General features: G+C 68.4%; 13 protein-coding genes and 2 tRNA genes. 10 read left to right on the plus strand and 5 right to left on the minus strand.

Annotated elements, in window-relative coordinates; all coding sequences use genetic code 11:
• Positions 1–292 precede the first annotated feature (292 nt).
• The 7 genes from ABLE93_RS07050 to oxyR all read left to right on the plus strand — a co-directional run bounded on the left by ABLE93_RS07050 (position 293) and on the right by oxyR (position 7,749).
• Positions 293–2,179, plus strand: coding sequence for an ABC transporter permease (locus ABLE93_RS07050; RefSeq protein ID WP_348838942.1), 1,887 nt, complete (start codon positions 293–295; stop codon positions 2,177–2,179).
• Entirely contained in the window at positions 2,176–2,958 is a 783-nt protein-coding gene (locus tag ABLE93_RS07055) for an ABC transporter ATP-binding protein (protein WP_348838943.1), read from the plus strand. The genes ABLE93_RS07050 and ABLE93_RS07055 overlap by 4 nt, the downstream gene beginning before the upstream one ends.
• Entirely contained in the window at positions 2,955–3,659 is a 705-nt protein-coding gene (locus tag ABLE93_RS07060) for an ABC transporter ATP-binding protein (RefSeq protein ID WP_348838944.1), read from the plus strand. The genes ABLE93_RS07055 and ABLE93_RS07060 overlap by 4 nt, the downstream gene beginning before the upstream one ends.
• 3 nt (positions 3,660–3,662) lie before the next feature.
• Complete coding sequence (locus ABLE93_RS07065; protein ID WP_348838945.1) at positions 3,663–4,166, plus strand: MarR family winged helix-turn-helix transcriptional regulator; 504 nt, start codon at positions 3,663–3,665, stop codon at positions 4,164–4,166.
• Positions 4,167–4,522: 356 nt separating this feature from the next.
• Positions 4,523–5,086 carry an alkyl hydroperoxide reductase subunit C gene (gene ahpC, locus ABLE93_RS07070; RefSeq protein ID WP_348838946.1) on the plus strand — a complete coding sequence of 188 codons (564 nt, stop codon included), beginning with the start codon at positions 4,523–4,525 and terminating at the stop codon, positions 5,084–5,086.
• A 144-nt stretch (positions 5,087–5,230) separates the two neighbouring features.
• Positions 5,231–6,811, plus strand: a complete 1,581-nt coding sequence (gene ahpF, locus ABLE93_RS07075) for an alkyl hydroperoxide reductase subunit F (protein ID WP_348838947.1) — start codon at positions 5,231–5,233, stop codon at positions 6,809–6,811.
• A gap of 29 nt (positions 6,812–6,840) precedes the next feature.
• Complete coding sequence (gene oxyR / locus ABLE93_RS07080) at positions 6,841–7,749, plus strand: DNA-binding transcriptional regulator OxyR (protein ID WP_348838948.1); 909 nt, start codon at positions 6,841–6,843, stop codon at positions 7,747–7,749.
• A 181-nt stretch (positions 7,750–7,930) separates the two neighbouring features.
• On the opposite strand, the gene ABLE93_RS07085 is transcribed toward oxyR, so the two are convergent.
• From ABLE93_RS07085 to ABLE93_RS07105, 5 genes are all read right to left on the minus strand, one after another.
• A tRNA-Asn gene (locus ABLE93_RS07085) sits at positions 7,931–8,006 on the minus strand.
• 126 nt (positions 8,007–8,132) lie between these two features.
• Positions 8,133–9,968 carry an ABC transporter ATP-binding protein gene (locus ABLE93_RS07090; RefSeq protein ID WP_348838949.1) on the minus strand — a complete coding sequence of 612 codons (1,836 nt, stop codon included), beginning with the start codon at positions 9,966–9,968 and terminating at the stop codon, positions 8,133–8,135.
• Positions 9,969–10,203: 235 nt separating this feature from the next.
• Positions 10,204–10,277: transfer RNA gene (locus tag ABLE93_RS07095), tRNA-Cys, on the minus strand.
• An 84-nt stretch (positions 10,278–10,361) separates the two neighbouring features.
• A complete protein-coding gene (locus tag ABLE93_RS07100) occupies positions 10,362–11,336 on the minus strand; it encodes a glycosyltransferase family 2 protein (RefSeq protein ID WP_348839346.1) in 975 nt (324 codons plus the stop codon).
• A 174-nt stretch (positions 11,337–11,510) separates the two neighbouring features.
• Positions 11,511–11,942: a group III truncated hemoglobin gene (locus tag ABLE93_RS07105; RefSeq protein ID WP_348838950.1), complete on the minus strand. Its 432-nt coding sequence runs from the start codon at positions 11,940–11,942 to the stop codon at positions 11,511–11,513.
• Between the two features lie 233 nt (positions 11,943–12,175).
• Between ABLE93_RS07105 and ABLE93_RS07110 the strand changes: the two genes are divergently transcribed.
• From ABLE93_RS07110 to ABLE93_RS07120, 3 genes are all read left to right on the plus strand, one after another.
• Positions 12,176–12,838, plus strand: a complete 663-nt coding sequence (locus ABLE93_RS07110) for a protein-L-isoaspartate O-methyltransferase family protein (RefSeq protein ID WP_348838951.1) — start codon at positions 12,176–12,178, stop codon at positions 12,836–12,838.
• A gap of 229 nt (positions 12,839–13,067) precedes the next feature.
• Positions 13,068–14,384, plus strand: a complete 1,317-nt coding sequence (locus ABLE93_RS07115) for a TolC family outer membrane protein (RefSeq protein WP_348838952.1) — start codon at positions 13,068–13,070, stop codon at positions 14,382–14,384.
• 168 nt (positions 14,385–14,552) lie between these two features.
• The gene (locus tag ABLE93_RS07120) at positions 14,553–15,395 is read left to right on the plus strand and encodes a PopZ family protein (protein ID WP_348838953.1); all 843 of its coding nucleotides are present in this window, start codon (positions 14,553–14,555) and stop codon (positions 15,393–15,395) included.
• The last annotated feature ends 38 nt before the right edge of the window (positions 15,396–15,433 follow it).

The following is a 15,433-nucleotide window of genomic DNA, read 5'->3' on the forward strand; positions in this document are numbered from 1 at the left end:
GCTCTCGTTCCGCTTCGCTCCAGTCGGCCGAGGCGCGAGAGCGGAGCATGACGCTGCCGCGTGAACCCTCTCCCGCAGGGGGAGAGGATAGGGTGAGGGGGGCAAAGTAAGGGCGCAAAGTGAGGGGGCATGGCCTCGGGCATCCGGGACCCGCCCTGTCGCCGCTCCCGCTTCCTTCCTCCCCTCTCCTCCACGCGAGAGGGGAGGACGGCCTCCGCCCTCGACGGCAGCGGCCCAAGGTGGCGGCTAAAGAAAATCGACACGTCCAGACGGTGAACGAGAGGCAAGAGCTGTGGAATTTCTCCTGGTCCAGGCCCTGAGCGGGCTCGCCAGCGCCGCGTCGCTGTTTCTGGTGGCGTCGGGCCTGTCGATCATCTTCGGCGTCACGCGCATCGTGAACTTCGCCCACGGCGCCTTCTACATGCTCGGCGCCTATGTGGCCTACACGCTCACCACACGCTTTGTCGGCCCGCTCGGCTTCTGGGGCGCCATCCTTGCCGCCTCGGCCTTCGTCGCCCTCCTCGGAGCGCTGATGGAGATGGTGCTCCTGCGGCGCATCTATCACGCGCCCGAACTGTTCCAGTTGCTCGCCACCTTCGGCGTAACGCTGATGGTGCAGGACCTTGTGGTGGTGATCTGGGGGCCGGAAGACCTGCTGGGCCCGCGCGCCCCCGGCTTCACCGGCGCTGTCAGCCTGTTCGGCCGCATGGTGCCGAGCTACGACCTCTTCCTCATGACCCTCGGCCCCGTGGTTCTGGGCGCCCTGTGGCTGCTGTTCCATCACACCCGCTGGGGCGTGCTGGTGCGGGCGGCGACGCAGGATCGCGAGATGGTGGCGGCGCTGGGCGTGAACCAGAAATGGCTGTTCACCGGCGTCTTCGCCCTCGGCGTCTTCCTCGCCGCGCTCGGCGGCGCGTTGCAGATCCCGCGCACCACGGTCACCCATGCCATGGACCTCTCCATCATCGTGGAGGTGTTCGTGGTGGTGGTGATCGGCGGCCTCGGCTCGGTGACGGGCGCGTTCGTCGCCGCAATCATCGTGGCCGAGCTGAACGCCTTCGGTATCCTCATCCTGCCGCAGATCTCGCTCATCACCGTCTTCCTGGTGATGGCGGTGGTGCTGGTGGTGCGACCCTGGGGCCTGTTCGGCAAGCCGGAGAGCGCGCCCCGCGCCGCCGCGGGCATCACCATCCGCCCGTGGCGTCCCTTCACCCAGGCCGAGCGCATCGCGGTCGCCGTGGCGGTGGCCGCGGTGGCCTCCATGCCCTTCTTCCTCGGCAATTACGCGCTCACGGTGGGCGCCGAGATCCTCATCTTCGTGCTGTTCGCGGCGAGCCTGCACTTCATGATGACGGTGGGTGGCCTCGCCTCCTTCGGCCATGCCGCCTATTTCGGCCTCGGCGCCTATGGCGCGGCCTTCATGGTGAAGTTTCTGGGCGCGCCCATGGAGGCGGCCCTCGTCGTCGGCCCGCTGCTGGGCCTCGCTGGGGCGGTGCTGTTCGGCTGGTTCTGCGTGCGCCTCTCGGGTGTCTATTTCGCCATGCTGACGCTGGCCTTCGCGCAGATCGCCTGGTCCGTCGCCTTCCAGTGGGTGGACGTGACCGGCGGCGACAACGGCATGCTGGGCATCTGGCCGGCGAGCTGGGCCTCGCGCCCGCCGGGCTTCTTCTGGCTCACGCTCGCCGTCGCTGTCGTCGGCGTCGGCCTGCTGCGCATGCTGGTGTTCTCGCCCTTCGGCTACGGCCTGCGGGCGGTGCGCGACAGCGCGCTGCGCTCGGAAGCCATCGGCCTCGACCGCCAGCGCATGCAGTGGGCCGCCTTCGTCGTCGCGGGGACCTTCGCGGGGGTGGCCGGCGCGCTGTTCGCCTTTCTCAAGGGCTCGGTGTTTCCCGACTACATGGGCATTCCGACCTCGGTGGACGGCCTGGTGATGGTGCTGCTCGGCGGCATCGAGACGGTGTCCGGCGCGGTGGTGGGCGCGGTGCTGTACAAGGCCCTGGCCATCTGGCTTATGAGCCAGACCGACCTCTCCAAGCTGGTGCTGGGTGGGGTGATCGTGGTCATCGTGCTCGCTTTTCCGAAGGGAGTGGTGGGCTTCATCGAGGACCTGCGCCATCGCCGGCGCGGCCCGGCAACCGAGGCCCCGGCGGCCGCCACCAATGCGGAGGCCGCGCGATGAGCCCCCTGCTGGAAGTCGAGAACCTCGCCAAGTCCTATGGCGGCGTCCATGCGGTGCGCGGCGTGTCCTTCACGCTGGAGGCGGGCCGGCTGCTCGCCCTCATCGGCCCCAACGGAGCGGGCAAGAGCACCTGCTTCAACATGCTCAACGGCCAGATCCCGCCCGATGCCGGCACGGTGCGCATCGACGGCAAGGACATCAAGGGCCTGCCGCCCCGCGCCGTCTGGCGCCTCGGTGTCGGCCGCACCTTCCAGATCACCGCCACCTTCGCCTCCATGACGGTGCGGGAAAACGTGCAGGTGGCGCTCCTCTCTTTCCACGGCCACATCGCACGTGTGTTCGGCTTCGCCGGTGCGGCCTTCCGCGCGGAGGCGGACGAACTGCTCGGTCTCGTCGGCCTCATTCCCCAGGCGGAGCGGCCATGCGGCGAGCTCGCCTACGGCGATCTGAAGCGCCTGGAACTGGCGGTCGCCCTCGCCAACCAGCCGCGGCTTTTGCTCATGGACGAGCCCACCGCCGGCATGGCGCCGCGCGAGCGGGTGGAGCTGATGCGCCTCACCGCCGAGATCGCGCGGGAGAAGGGCATCGGCGTGCTGTTCACCGAGCATGACATGGACGTGGTGTTTGAGCATGCCGACGCGGTGATGGTGCTCAATCGCGGCCAGCTGATCGCGCGCGGCACGCCCGCCGAAGTGCGCCGCGACCCGCAGGTGCGCGCCATCTATCTCGGCGAGGGCCTGCTCTATGACGCGCGGCACGACGAGGAGGCCTCCGCATGAAGCTCGAAGTCTCCAATCTCAATAGCCAGTACGGCCCCGCCCACATCCTCTACGACGTGGGGATGGAGATCGGCGCGGGCGAGGTGGTGGCGCTGCTGGGGCGCAACGGCGCCGGCAAGAGCACGACCTTCCGCTCCATCGTCGGCCTCGTGCCCCAGCGCTCCGGCACCGTGCGCTTCGACGGGGCGGACGTGTCCCGCCTGCCCACCTATGAGATCGTGCGGCGGGGCCTCGGCTACGTGCCGGAGGACCGGCGCATCTTCAGCCACCTCACGGTGGAGGAGAACTTCTCCGTGGGGCGCCAGCCGCCGCGGCCGGGCGTCGCCACCTGGACGCCGGAGCAGCTCTACACGCTCTTCCCCAACCTCGGCGAGATGAAGAAGCGCCTCGGCGGGCAGATGAGCGGCGGCGAGCAGCAGATGCTCACCATCGGCCGAACCCTCATGGGCAACCCCTCCCTCGTGCTGCTGGACGAGCCCTCCGAGGGCCTCGCGCCCAAGATCGTCGAGCAGATGGCGGACGCCATCCTCGCCATGAAGAAGCAGGGGCTTTCGGTGGTCATCTCCGAGCAGAACCTGCATTTCGCCAAGCTGATCTCGGACCGCGCCTACATCATCGAGAAGGGGCGCATCCGCTTCTCCGGCACCATGGCGGACCTCGAGGCCAATCCCGAGATCCGCGACGCCTATCTGGCGGTGTGAGCCATGGCCGAACCGAGGACCACGCGCCGCAGGGCGGACCCCGCCGACGCACCGCCCGCTCCAGTGCGCCGCCCGGTGCGGCGCTCCAAGACCAATGCGCCTTACGTGCTCGACGAGCACGTGGGCTTCATCCTGCGGCAGGTGGGCCAGCGGCACGCCACCATCTTCGCCGCCCGCATCGGCGACGAGCTGACCATGACCCAGTGGGCGGCGCTGTCGAAGCTGGCGGAAACCGGGCCCTGCTCGCAAAATCTGCTGGGGCGCCTCACGGCAATGGATGCCGCGACCATCAAGGGCGTGGTGGACCGGCTGGCACGCCGCGGGCTGGTGGAGACGCGCCCGGATGCGGAGGACGGCCGGCTGCTGGTGGTGCTGCTCACCGCCGAGGGGCAGGAGGTGATCGCCCGCGCGACGCCCAACGCCTTCGCCATCACCGAGGAAACCCTCGCCCCGCTCGACGCCGCCGAACGCGGCATGCTGCTGAAGCTGCTGGACCGGCTGCGATAGGGCGGGGCGCACCTGGCATGTCACCCGACCGCCAGGCGGGGTTGGCATTCAGCAAGGGACGTGCGGCGACGATTCGGCGCGCCAATACTCGAACTGCGAAGTACTCGCGATCAGGCGCTCGAACGGCCCCGATCCGCGCGCTTGTGTCGCACCGCATCAACGCCGTTTGGCCGCTTCGCCAGCTGAGCGCCAGCCGTTGTATTCCACGGGAAACTCAGTGAGTTGGCGCGCCTTTCGATAGAGCATCTCTATCGAATTCGACGATTTTATCTATTTCATAAATACCGGCCCCGGCCGTATGTTGCACTGCGATGGCTTCGGCCCGTCGCACTGCAACTACCACCCAAGGAATTGCCATGTCTCTCGTCAATACTAAGATCAAGCCCTTCAAGGCCCAGGCGTTCAAGCAGGGCAAGTTCATCGAGGTGTCGGACGCCGATCTCGCCGGCAAGTGGTCCGTGTTCTTCTTCTATCCTGCCGATTTCACCTTCGTCTGCCCGACCGAGCTCGGCGACGTGGCCGATCATTATGACGAGTTTCAGAAGCTCGGCGTCGAGATCTACTCGGTCTCCACCGACACGCACTTCACCCACAAGGCGTGGCACGATTCCTCCGAGACCATCGGCAAGGTGCAGTACACGATGATCGGCGATCCGAACGGCGCCATCACCACCAATTTCGAGGTGATGCGTCCCGGCCAGGGCCTCGCCGACCGCGGCACCTTCGTGGTGGACCCCAACGGCGTCATCCAGGCGGTCGAGATCACCGCCGAAGGCATCGGCCGTGACGCCGGCGACCTTTTGCGCAAGGTCAAGGCCGCCCAGTACGTCGCCTCCCATCCTGGCGAGGTGTGCCCCGCCAAGTGGAAGGAAGGCGAGAAGACCCTCGCGCCGTCCCTCGATCTCGTCGGCAAGATCTGATTACAGGCGATCGGCTCCGGGCCTTACGCCCGGAGCTTCCCCCTTCTTGCGAGGGGCGCCTCGATCGTCCGCCGCGGGTCAGGCCTGCGGCGGATATACGTTGTGAATTTAAGTCATGAGACCGTTTTTAGCCGGAGGATTGCCATGCTCGACGCTGCCATGAAGACCCAGCTCAAGGCGTATCTGGAGCGTGTGGTCCGCCCCGTCGTGATCGAAGCGGCGCTGGACGACGGCCCTAAGTCCGCGGAAATGCGCGAGCTGCTCGTCGACATCGTCGAACTTTCCCATCAGCTCACCCTCATCGAGAAGAAGGACGACGCCTCGCGCGTGCCCTCCTTCTCCCTCACGAGCCCCGGCCATTCCATCGCGCTGACCTTCGCCGGCATGCCCATGGGCCATGAGTTCACCTCCCTCGTGCTGGCCTTGCTCCAGGTCGGCGGCTACCCGCCGAAGGTGGAGGAAGAGGTGATCGAGCAGATCAAGGCGCTGGACGGCGACTTCGTCTTCGAGACCTATTTCTCCCAGTCCTGCCAGAACTGCCCGGACGTGGTGCAGGCGCTGAACCTCATGGCTGTGCTGAACCCCAAGGTGAAGCACGTCGCCGTCGACGGCGCGCTGTTCCAGTCCGAGGTCGAGGCGCGCCAGGTGATGAGCGTGCCCACCGTCTATCTGAACGGCGAGGTCTTCGGGCAGGGGCGCATGGGCGTCGCCGAGATCGTCGCCAAGCTCGATACCGGTGCCGGCGCCCGCGAGGCCAAGCGCATGGGCGAGATGAACCGCTTCGACGTGCTGGTGGTGGGCGGCGGCCCGGCCGGCGCGGCGGCGGCCATCTATGCTGCCCGCAAGGGCATCCGCACCGGCGTTGCGGCCGAGCGCTTCGGCGGTCAGGTGCTGGACACCATGGCCATCGAGAACTTCATCTCGGTGCCCTACACCGAGGGCCCCAAGCTTGCTGCCGCGTTGGAGCAGCACGTGCGCGACTATGAGGTGGAGGTGATGAACCTCCAGCGGGCGGTGAAGCTCATTCCCGGCAACGACGTGGTCGAAGTGGCGTTCGAGAACGGCGCGAGCCTGCGCTCCAAGACCGTCATCCTCGCCACCGGCGCCCGCTGGCGGCAGATGGGCGTTCCCGGCGAGGACACCTATCGCAACAAGGGCGTGGCCTACTGCCCCCATTGCGACGGCCCGCTGTTCAAGGGCAAGCGCGTGGCGGTGATCGGCGGCGGCAATTCCGGCGTGGAAGCGGCCATCGACCTCGCCGGCATCGTGGCCCATGTCACCCTGATCGAGTTCGACGGCCAGCTGCGGGCGGACGACGTGCTCCAGCGCAAGCTGAAGAGCCTGTCCAACGTCACCATCCTCACCTCTGCCCGCACCACCGATGTGCTCGGCGACGGGCAGAAGGTGAGCGGCCTCACCTATGAGAACCGCAGCACCGGCGACATCCACAAGGTGGAGCTGGAAGGCATCTTCGTGCAGATCGGCCTCCTGCCGAACACCGAATGGCTGAAGGGCGCCATCGACCTCTCGCCGCGCGGCGAGATCATCGTGGACGGCCACGGCCAGACCTCGGTGCCCGGCGTGTTCGCCGCCGGCGACTGCACCACGGTGCCCTACAAGCAGATCGTGATCGCGCTCGGGGAGGGGGCCAAGGCCTCGCTCTCCGCCTTCGATCACCTCATCCGCAGCACCGCGCCGAAGGAGGAGGCGGTCAAGGCCGCCTGAGGCCGGGCGCCGGCGCGCGGCGCGCCGCCATGACCCTGCGCGAGCTGCAGTATCTCGTCGCCCTGGCCGACCACCGGAATTTCCGGCGGGCGGCCGAGGTGTGCCTGGTGAGCCAGCCGACCCTCTCCACCCAGATCCGCAAGCTCGAGGAGGAGCTAGGGGTGGCGCTGGTGGAGCGCGCGCCGCGCAAGGTGATGCTGACCCCGGCGGGGCGCGACGCGGTGGAGCGGGCCCGCCGTATTCTCAACGAAGTCGAGCAGATGAAGGAGGGCGCCCGCCGCAGCCGCTCGGCCGAGGGGGGCGCGCTGCGGCTCGGCGTCTTCCCAACCCTTGGCCCCTACCTGCTGCCCCACGTGGTGCCGCGGCTTCGGGCGCGCTTCCCCGAGCTGGAGCTCCTGCTGTTCGAGGAGAAGAGCGCCAACCTCGTGCAGCGGCTCAATCTCGGCACGCTGGATGCGGCCTTCCTGGCCCTGCCGGTGCACGACAGCCACTTCCACAGCGAGTATCTGTTCGAGGAGCCGTTCCTCCTCGCCGTCCCCGAGAGCCATGCCCTGGCCCGGCGCGACACCCTCGCCGTCTCGGAGCTCGCCGGCGTCAATCTGATGCTGCTGGAGGAGGGCCATTGCCTGCGCGACCAGGCGCTGGAGGTCTGCCAGCTGACGGGCGCGCGGGAGAAATCCGAATTCCGCGCCACCAGCCTCGAAACCCTGCGCCAGATGGTGGCGGCGGGCGCCGGCATCACCCTCCTGCCCATGCTAGCGACGCGCGACCCGGTTCCGCCGGCGCGCAACATCCATCTCCTGTCGTTCAGCGATTCGAGCCCGAGCCGGCAGATCGCCCTCTTGTGGCGCAAGACCTCCGCCATGGGCCGCCTGCTCCAGCAAGTGGCCGAGGTGTGCCGCAGCCTCCCCGAAGACCTCTTCGCCCTGAAGCACTAGCGGGCGGCCTGAGAGCCAGCCGGTGGGAAGCGGCGCCCCCCGGCAGCTGTCGGAGGTCCGAGGCCGCTCCTGCACACCCGCAGGCAAGCTGGATGTCCCCGCGCGGCAGCGGCACAACAGGCGGCCTGTCAGGCGACGCCAATCCGCCGCCCGGTGCCGGAATGCTGCGATGTGATGAAGGTGGCTCCCTGAGCAGGACTCGAACCTGCGACCATTCGATTAACAGTCGAACGCTCTACCAACTGAGCTATCAGGGACCGTGGGTCTTGCGACCGAGGCGGGCCATATAGCAACCATGGGCGCGCTTGTGAAGCCGAAAGCGCGAATTTCCCCAAGTCGCCGATGCGTCCCGCTCCGTGCGGGACGCGAAAAGCCTTTCCGGCTCAGGCGCTCAGCAGGTCGCCGCCAGGCGCAGGCGGCACCTTGGCGGTGCGGTCCTGCTCGTGGGCGAACTGGGCGTAATAGAAGCCGTAGTAGCGGCCCCGACGGGCGAGAAGCTCCTCGTGGCTGCCGCTCTCCACCACCCGGCCGCCTTCCACCACGCAGATGCGATCGGCGCGTACCACGGTCTGAAGGCGGTGGGCGATGACGATGGTGGTGCGCTCGTGAGCGAGCTCCGCCAGCGCCTTCTGCACCTCCGCCTCCGATTCGGAATCGAGCGCGGCGGTGGCCTCGTCGAGGAGAAGAATGGGCGCGTTCTTCAGGAAGGCGCGGGCGATGGCGATGCGCTGGCGCTGGCCGCCGGAGAGCTGGGCGCCGTGTTCGCCCACGGCGGTGTCGTAGCCCTTCTCGAACCCCATGATGAAGTCGTGCGCATGGGCGGCCCGCGCCGCGGCGATGATCTCCGCTTCGGACGCGCCGGGCCGGCCGAAGCCGATGTTGTCGCGCACCGTGCCGGAGAACAGATAGACGTCCTGGCTCACCAGCGCGACCGACGCCCGCACAGAGGTGCGCGACACCGTGCGCGTGTCCACGCCGTCGATGAGCACGGCGCCGGCCTGCGGGTCGTAGAAACGCTCGATGAGGTTGATGATGGTGGTCTTGCCGCCGCCCGACTGGCCGACGAGGGCGGTGGTCTGGCCCGGCTCCGCCACGAGGTCGAGGCCGCGCAGCACGTTCTCGCCGGGGCGATAGGCGAACTCGACCTCGCGGAACTCAACGCGCCCACGCGGGCGCGGCATGGCGGGCACGCCCGGGGCATCGGTATCGGGGGCGGGGGCGTCCAGAAGCTCGAACAGCATGCGCGCGCCCATCACATGGCTCACCAGTTCCACGTGCAGGCGGGCGAGGCGCTTGGCCGGCTCGTAGGCGAGCAGCAGCGCGGTGAGCACTGAGAAGAACTGCCCGGGCGAACGGCCCATCTCGATGACGTTATAGCCGGCGTAGAGCACCACGCCGCCGATGGCGAGGCCGCCCAGCGTCTCCATGAGCGGGCTGGACTTGGCCTGGGTGCGCACGAGGCGGTTGGAATTGGCCTCCACGTCGTCGATGAACTTGTGGGTGCGCTCGCGCATCACCGGCTCGAGCGTATAGGCCTTCACCGTGCGCACGCCCTGGAACACCTCCATGGCGATGGACGAGAGCTTCACCCCCGACGTGAAGCCGGTGGTGAAGATGGACTTGGCCTTCTTGATGAGCTTGCGCGTCCCGATCACCGCCGCCGGCATCACCACCAGCGCGATCACCGCCAGGAAGGGGTCCTGCACGAAGGCGACGCCCGCCAGCATCACCAGCGAGAGGAAGTCGCGGCCGATGCTGGTGATGACGAGGTCCAGCGCGCCGCGCGCGCCATTGGCGCCGGCAGTGAAGCGCGTGGTGATCTCCGCCGTGTGGTGGCGGCCGAAATAGGAGGCGTCCTGGAGCAGAAGCTGGTCGAAGGCGCGCTTCTGGTTGTCGGCGACGATGCGGTTGCCGATGCGCGCCATGGTGATGCTCTGGCCATAGGCCGAGGCGCCCTTGATGACCGACAGCAGCATCACCGTGCCCGACACCGCCCAGACGGCGGCGGGCGTGGGACTGACGAAGATGGCGTTGACCGCATCGTTCATCAGATAGGCGAGGCCGGCGGTGCAGGCGGCCATGAGGCCCATGAAGGAGAAGGCGAGCGCGTAGCCCTTCCAGTGCTTGCGGCCGTCCGACAGGACAAGGCGCCGCAGGACGGCTGTGGTCTCGTCCGAGGTCGGCGGGGGACCAAGGCGCGGGGGTACTTTCGCTTTCATGCCTGTCTCCGGCGGCGTCCGGGCGCGGGGCCGCTTCGGTCTCCCCATGAACCGCCGGCGGGGGAGCAAGTCAACGCCCTCGGGCCGACGCCCTGAGGTCAACGCCTTCGGGCCAGTGCCTTGCGGCGATCACGTCCCGGGGCGGCGGCTTATGCGCGGGGGTGTCCGGCTGCGGCGGTCATCCCGGCGATGGGTCATCCGGCGGTAAAGGTGCGGCCGGCCTGTCCTGCGGGAATGGAGGCCACGCCCGGAATCGAACCGGGGTGCACGGATTTGCAGTCCGCTGCGTAACCACTCCGCCACGTGGCCTCACGAGCGCGTGTTCTTAAGGCGTTCGCACCGGCCGTGCAAGCATTCCGTCGGGTTGTCCCCTGCCGCCCGGCCGGTGACGCCTCAGTCGATGGCGGTGCGCAGCAGCCGGCGCGACAGGCTGGTGAGAGGGCCCCGGTAGAGCGTGTCGATCAGTGGCCCCAGAAGCCGCATGCGCAGCCGAACGCTGCGCTTGAGGAAGGGGACAACGGCCTGCATGTCCTTCCACGACTGATCCATGCGCTCCCTATCGCCGGTCTTGGACCCGTTCAGGAACTCGCTGCGCAGCAGGTGCATGAAGCGCGGCGCGATGACGTCGCGGCGCCAGTGGAGCCCGAGCCGCGGCTCGTCGGGATAGGCCTCGACGAGCTTGTGGAAATAGATCATCCGCGAGCGCGCCATGCGGGCGGTGAACGAGGTCGAACCGGGATAGATCCGCCATTGGGTGACGGCCACGTTGAGGTAGCAGCTCTTCACCCCGGCGGTGAACAGCCGCAGGAACAGATCGTCGTCCTCGTATCCCGACAGGCGCTCGTCGAACATGCCGCAGTCGATCACCGCCTGCCGGTCCACCAGCGAGGCACCGGGCAGGATGAACATGTCGTGCTGCAGGCACTGGGTGAGCGATTTCTTCGGGTGAACGGTGGGCACCTCGTCGAGGCAGCGTTCCAGCAGCAGCCGGCCGTCGCGGGTGATCTGGTCGAGGTTGCCATAGACCAGGCCCAGGCGGCGGATTCGGCCCTCGCGGAAGGGCGCCTTGAGGATCTCCAGATGCTCTTCGTACCAGACGTCGTCCTGGTCGAGCAGGGCGATATGGGTGCAGCTGGTGTGGAGGATGGCGTGGTTGCGCGCGGACGACTGCCCGCCGTTGGGCTTGTGGAGCAGCTGGATCGGGTGGTGCCGTGCCATCTCTTCAACAATGGCGGGCCCATCGTCGGTCGAGCCGTCATTGACCACGATGATCTCGTCGGCCGGCTCGGTCTGGGCCAGGACGCTTTCCAGAGCTTGCCGAATGTAGGGCGCACCGTTGTAGAGGGGGATGACCGCTGCAACCGTCATTGAACGCAAGATTTCACGCTCCCTTGTCCAAATTGGACCAATGGCTTGCCTCCCCAACTCACCGAAAGTAAGGCGGTTTAGCCAATTCGGGCAACGTGGTCGAGACTGATCGGGCGGCGCGGGATTACAAATTGCGTCCGTCTGTTACCCACCGTGCACTTGGAGCCGCTCGCATTATGCGAAAGGAACGATGCGGGTGGTGTCCTCGCCATTGTGAAAGGCGATGGCGAGTCGGAAGGAGTGGGCCATGCGCTCGGCATGGGCGATGGCCTGCTGGGCCGCCGCGGGCGGCAGCACCTCGAGGGCGGTGGGCCTGAACAGGGCCAGCCAGCGGGCGAAGTGCGCTTCGCCTGCGTCGGCGCCGAGCGCCAGATGCGGCGGCAGCGGGCGGCCCTCGTAGCGGCCCGACTTCAGCAGGACCGACGACCAGAAATCGCACATCTTCTGGAGGTGCACCGGCCAGGCGCCATCGGCGATGCGCCCGCCGAAGACGGGGCCGAGGAGCGCATCCTTCTGCACCCGCGCGTAGAACAGATGCACGAGCCGCCGCACCGCTGCCTCGTCGAGGCCGGCTTCCGGCTCGGCCGGAGGGAAGGGTGGCGCCATCTTCATTTCTCCGTCGCGGCACTGCCGCCCGCAGCGGGGCAGGGGCCATCTTGGCCCGTGCAGGTCGAATCAAGGTCCTCCCCGCGGCCGGCACACGCCATGCGACCCGCGGCCACAGCGGCCGCGGCGCCTTGCAAAAGGGGCGGCGATATGGCTCTTGAGCCGAACGGCACGGGTTGAAGGCGAGCCTCCGCGGCACGGCCCGGCGCCGAGGGGATGGCCGGAGACGCAACATGATCGATTTCGTCGAGCTTCGCCGCGGGATGGTGGACGGGCAGGTGCGGACCAACAACGTCACCGACCCCCGCATCGTCGGCGCCATGCTTGAGATCCCGCGCGAGCGTTTCGTTCCCGCTCGGCTGAAATCGCTGGCCTATATCGACGACGATCTGGCGCTGAAGTCCGGCGAGCCGGGCCGCTACCTCATCGAGCCGATGATTCTCGCCCGCCTCGTCCAGCTTGCCGACGTGCAGGAGCATGAGCATGTGCTCGATGTGGGCACCGGCACCGGCTATTCCGCCGCCGTGCTGTCGCGCCTCGCCCAGCAGGTGGTGGCCGTGGAGGAGGATACCGAGCTGGCGGCCGCCGCCACCGCCACCCTCTCCGAGCTCGGGGTCGCGAACGTCGCGATCATGCAGGGCAAGCTGACCGCCGGCTGGAGCGCCGAGGCACCCTACGACCTGATCCTCCTCAACGGCTCGGTGGACGAGGTCCCGGCCGCCCTGCTGGAGCAGATCAAGGAGGGGGGACGACTCATCGCCGTGGTCGGCCACGGGGGGGCGGGCCGGGCCTGCGTGTTTACCAAGGTGGCAGGAATGGTGAGCGAGCGCGTCGCCTTCAACGCCGCCGTTCCCCCGCTTCCCGGCTTCAAATCCGCGCCACGCTTCACTTTCTGAGCAGTGTGGCGCGTTTGCCGCGCTGATCTGAAAACGTCCGGGCAATCGAACCGATCGGTTTCGGATCCAGAGCTGGACAGATATCTTACCCGGAGGTTACCGCGCGGCAGAGTCGGTGCGGCGAGTCTGCATGGCCGTGTCGGATCGGGAGATTGGGATGTCGGTTGGAAGACGCATTCGCCGAAGCGGTTTAACGGGTTTGGCGGGGGCCGGCATCGTTGCACTGTCCATGGCGGGCGCCCACGCCCAGTCCCTGGATGCGGCGCTTGCGATGGCCTATGCGAACAACCCCACGCTGAACTCCCAGCGGGCGGGGACGCGCGCGACGGACGAGACCGTGCCTCAGGCGCTGTCCGGCTACCGTCCCACCCTCAGCGCCACGGCGCAGGGCGGCGTGGAGTACGGCAAGCAGAAGTCCTCCGGCATCAGCACCAGCGGCACCCTCTGGCCGCGCTCCTTCGCGCTGACCGCCGCCTACACCCTGTTCAATGGCTTCGTCACCGCGAACCAGACCCGCAATGCCGAGTCCCAGGTCCGCGGCTCGCGCGAGACGCTGCGCAACACCGAACAGACGGTGCTGCTCAACGGCGTCACAGCTTATATGAACGTGATCCAGGCCATCGCGCTGCTGGACCTGCAGAACAAGAGCCTCGCGGCGTTCCAGCAGGAACTGCGCGCCACCCGTGACCGCTTCAACGTGGGCGAGGTGACGCGCACCGACGTCGCCCAGGCCGAAGCGCGCGTCGCCGACGCGCAGTACCAGGTCAGCCAGGCCGTGGCGAACCTCTCCTCGGCGCGCGCGGTGTACCGGCAGGTCATCGGCGTCGAGCCGGGCAAGCTCTACACGCCGCGCTCCATCGAGGCCTCGATCCCGGCCCAGCTCGACCGCGTCATCAACGCCGGCCTCACCCACCACCCCGCCGTCAAGGCGTCGGAATTCGCCGTGGACGCGGCGGTGTTCCAGGTGAAGGTGGCCGAGGGCGGCCTGATGCCCAACCTGTCGCTGCAGGGCCAGCTGTCGCAGGCGTACGACCAGAACTTCGCGGTCGACTCCCTCGGCGGCGCGGCGGTGACGCTGAACCTTTCGGTGCCGATCTACCAGGGCGGCGTTGAATACGCCAACATCCGGCAGGCCAAGGAACTGCTCACCCAGGCCCGGATCGAGGTGGACGTGAACCGCGACACCATCCGCGCCCAGGCAGTTCAGTATTGGGGCGCCCTGGAAGCGGCCAAGGCGCAGATCCAGGCTGCCCAGGCCTCGGTCGCCGCCAACACCCTGGCGCTGGAAGGCGTCCGCGAGGAATGGCGGGTCGGCCAGCGCACCACCACCGACGTGCTGAACGCCCAGCGCGACCTTACCAATTCCCAGTCCTCGCTGGTGGTGGCCCAGCGCGACCGCGTCGTCGCGGCCTATACGCTGGTGTCGATCATCGGCCGGCTCGATGCACCCTCCCTCGGGCTGCGGGTCAATTACTATGATCCGCGGGTGCATTACGATCAGGTGCGCGACAGCTGGGCTGGCGTGCGCACGCCGGACGGAAAATAAACACCCCGCACACCCGGCGGGCCTCTTCTTTGGCCTGCCGGGGCGGTGTCATACTCCTTGCAGCGATTGGTGATTCTCGCCGCCCGGCAGTAATTCGCGGCGCGCCGTCGGGTCGAATTCGACCGAGGTCGGGACATGGCTGCGATCCCCAAGGTTCAAGAGCCTTCGATGGAAGAAATCCTGGCCTCCATCCGCCGCATCATGGCGGATGACGAGATGCCCCAGGCGCCTGCACGTCCCGCTCCCCGCGCGGACGGCACTGAGCGCCGTCGCCCCGAGGTGCAGATGGCGACCGTCCAGCCCAACCCCTCCCGTCCCGGCCCGGCCTATGACGGCGCGCCCTATGGCGCGAGCGATCCGCGCCCGCGCCGGCCGGCTGACGCCGCTCCCGCGGAGCATGAGCCCGCCCCTGCGCGGCCCGCGCACCTGGCCCGGCGGCCCCTGACGCAGGAGGCTCCCGTTCACCCAAACTCCCCGTCGCCCCATGCGTCGGCACAGGGCTCCGAGCGGGCATGGCCGGACGAAGCCGACGATGCCGGGTTTGCCGAAGCCGCGGCGCTGCGCCGCGCGCGGATGCAGCGCCGGCCAGCCGACGCCCATTCCGCCCCGCCGAATGCCCCGGCCGGGCACGACGAATTTGAGTCCGCTCCCCAGCGCCGCGCCGCCCCCGCCGCTGCGCCGCGGGAAGCTGCGCCGCCTCCGCGCCCGCAGGCACGTCCCCCGGCCCGCGACTGGGACGCGTCCGATGCCGCCGCATCCACCGAACGCCCGGCGTCTGCCGAGGCGACCCGCCGCCGCGACCTGCTGTCCCCCACCGCCGACGCGGCCGTGGACGCCGCCTTCCGCTCCCTCGGCGATGTGCTGCTGCCGCAGAAGGACCGCACGGTGGAGGATCTGGTGAAGGAGATCCTTCGGCCCATGCTGAAGGACTGGCTGGACGCCAACCTTCCCACCATCGTCGAGGCCCTGGTGCGGGCCGAGATCGAGCGCGTCGCCCGCCGTCCGCGCTGAGGCGATGCGCCGGCGTGTTGACGCCGGGCCATTCAAGC

This window comes from Xanthobacter pollutisoli (assembly GCF_040044995.1).
Lineage (GTDB): Bacteria > Pseudomonadota > Alphaproteobacteria > Rhizobiales > Xanthobacteraceae > Xanthobacter.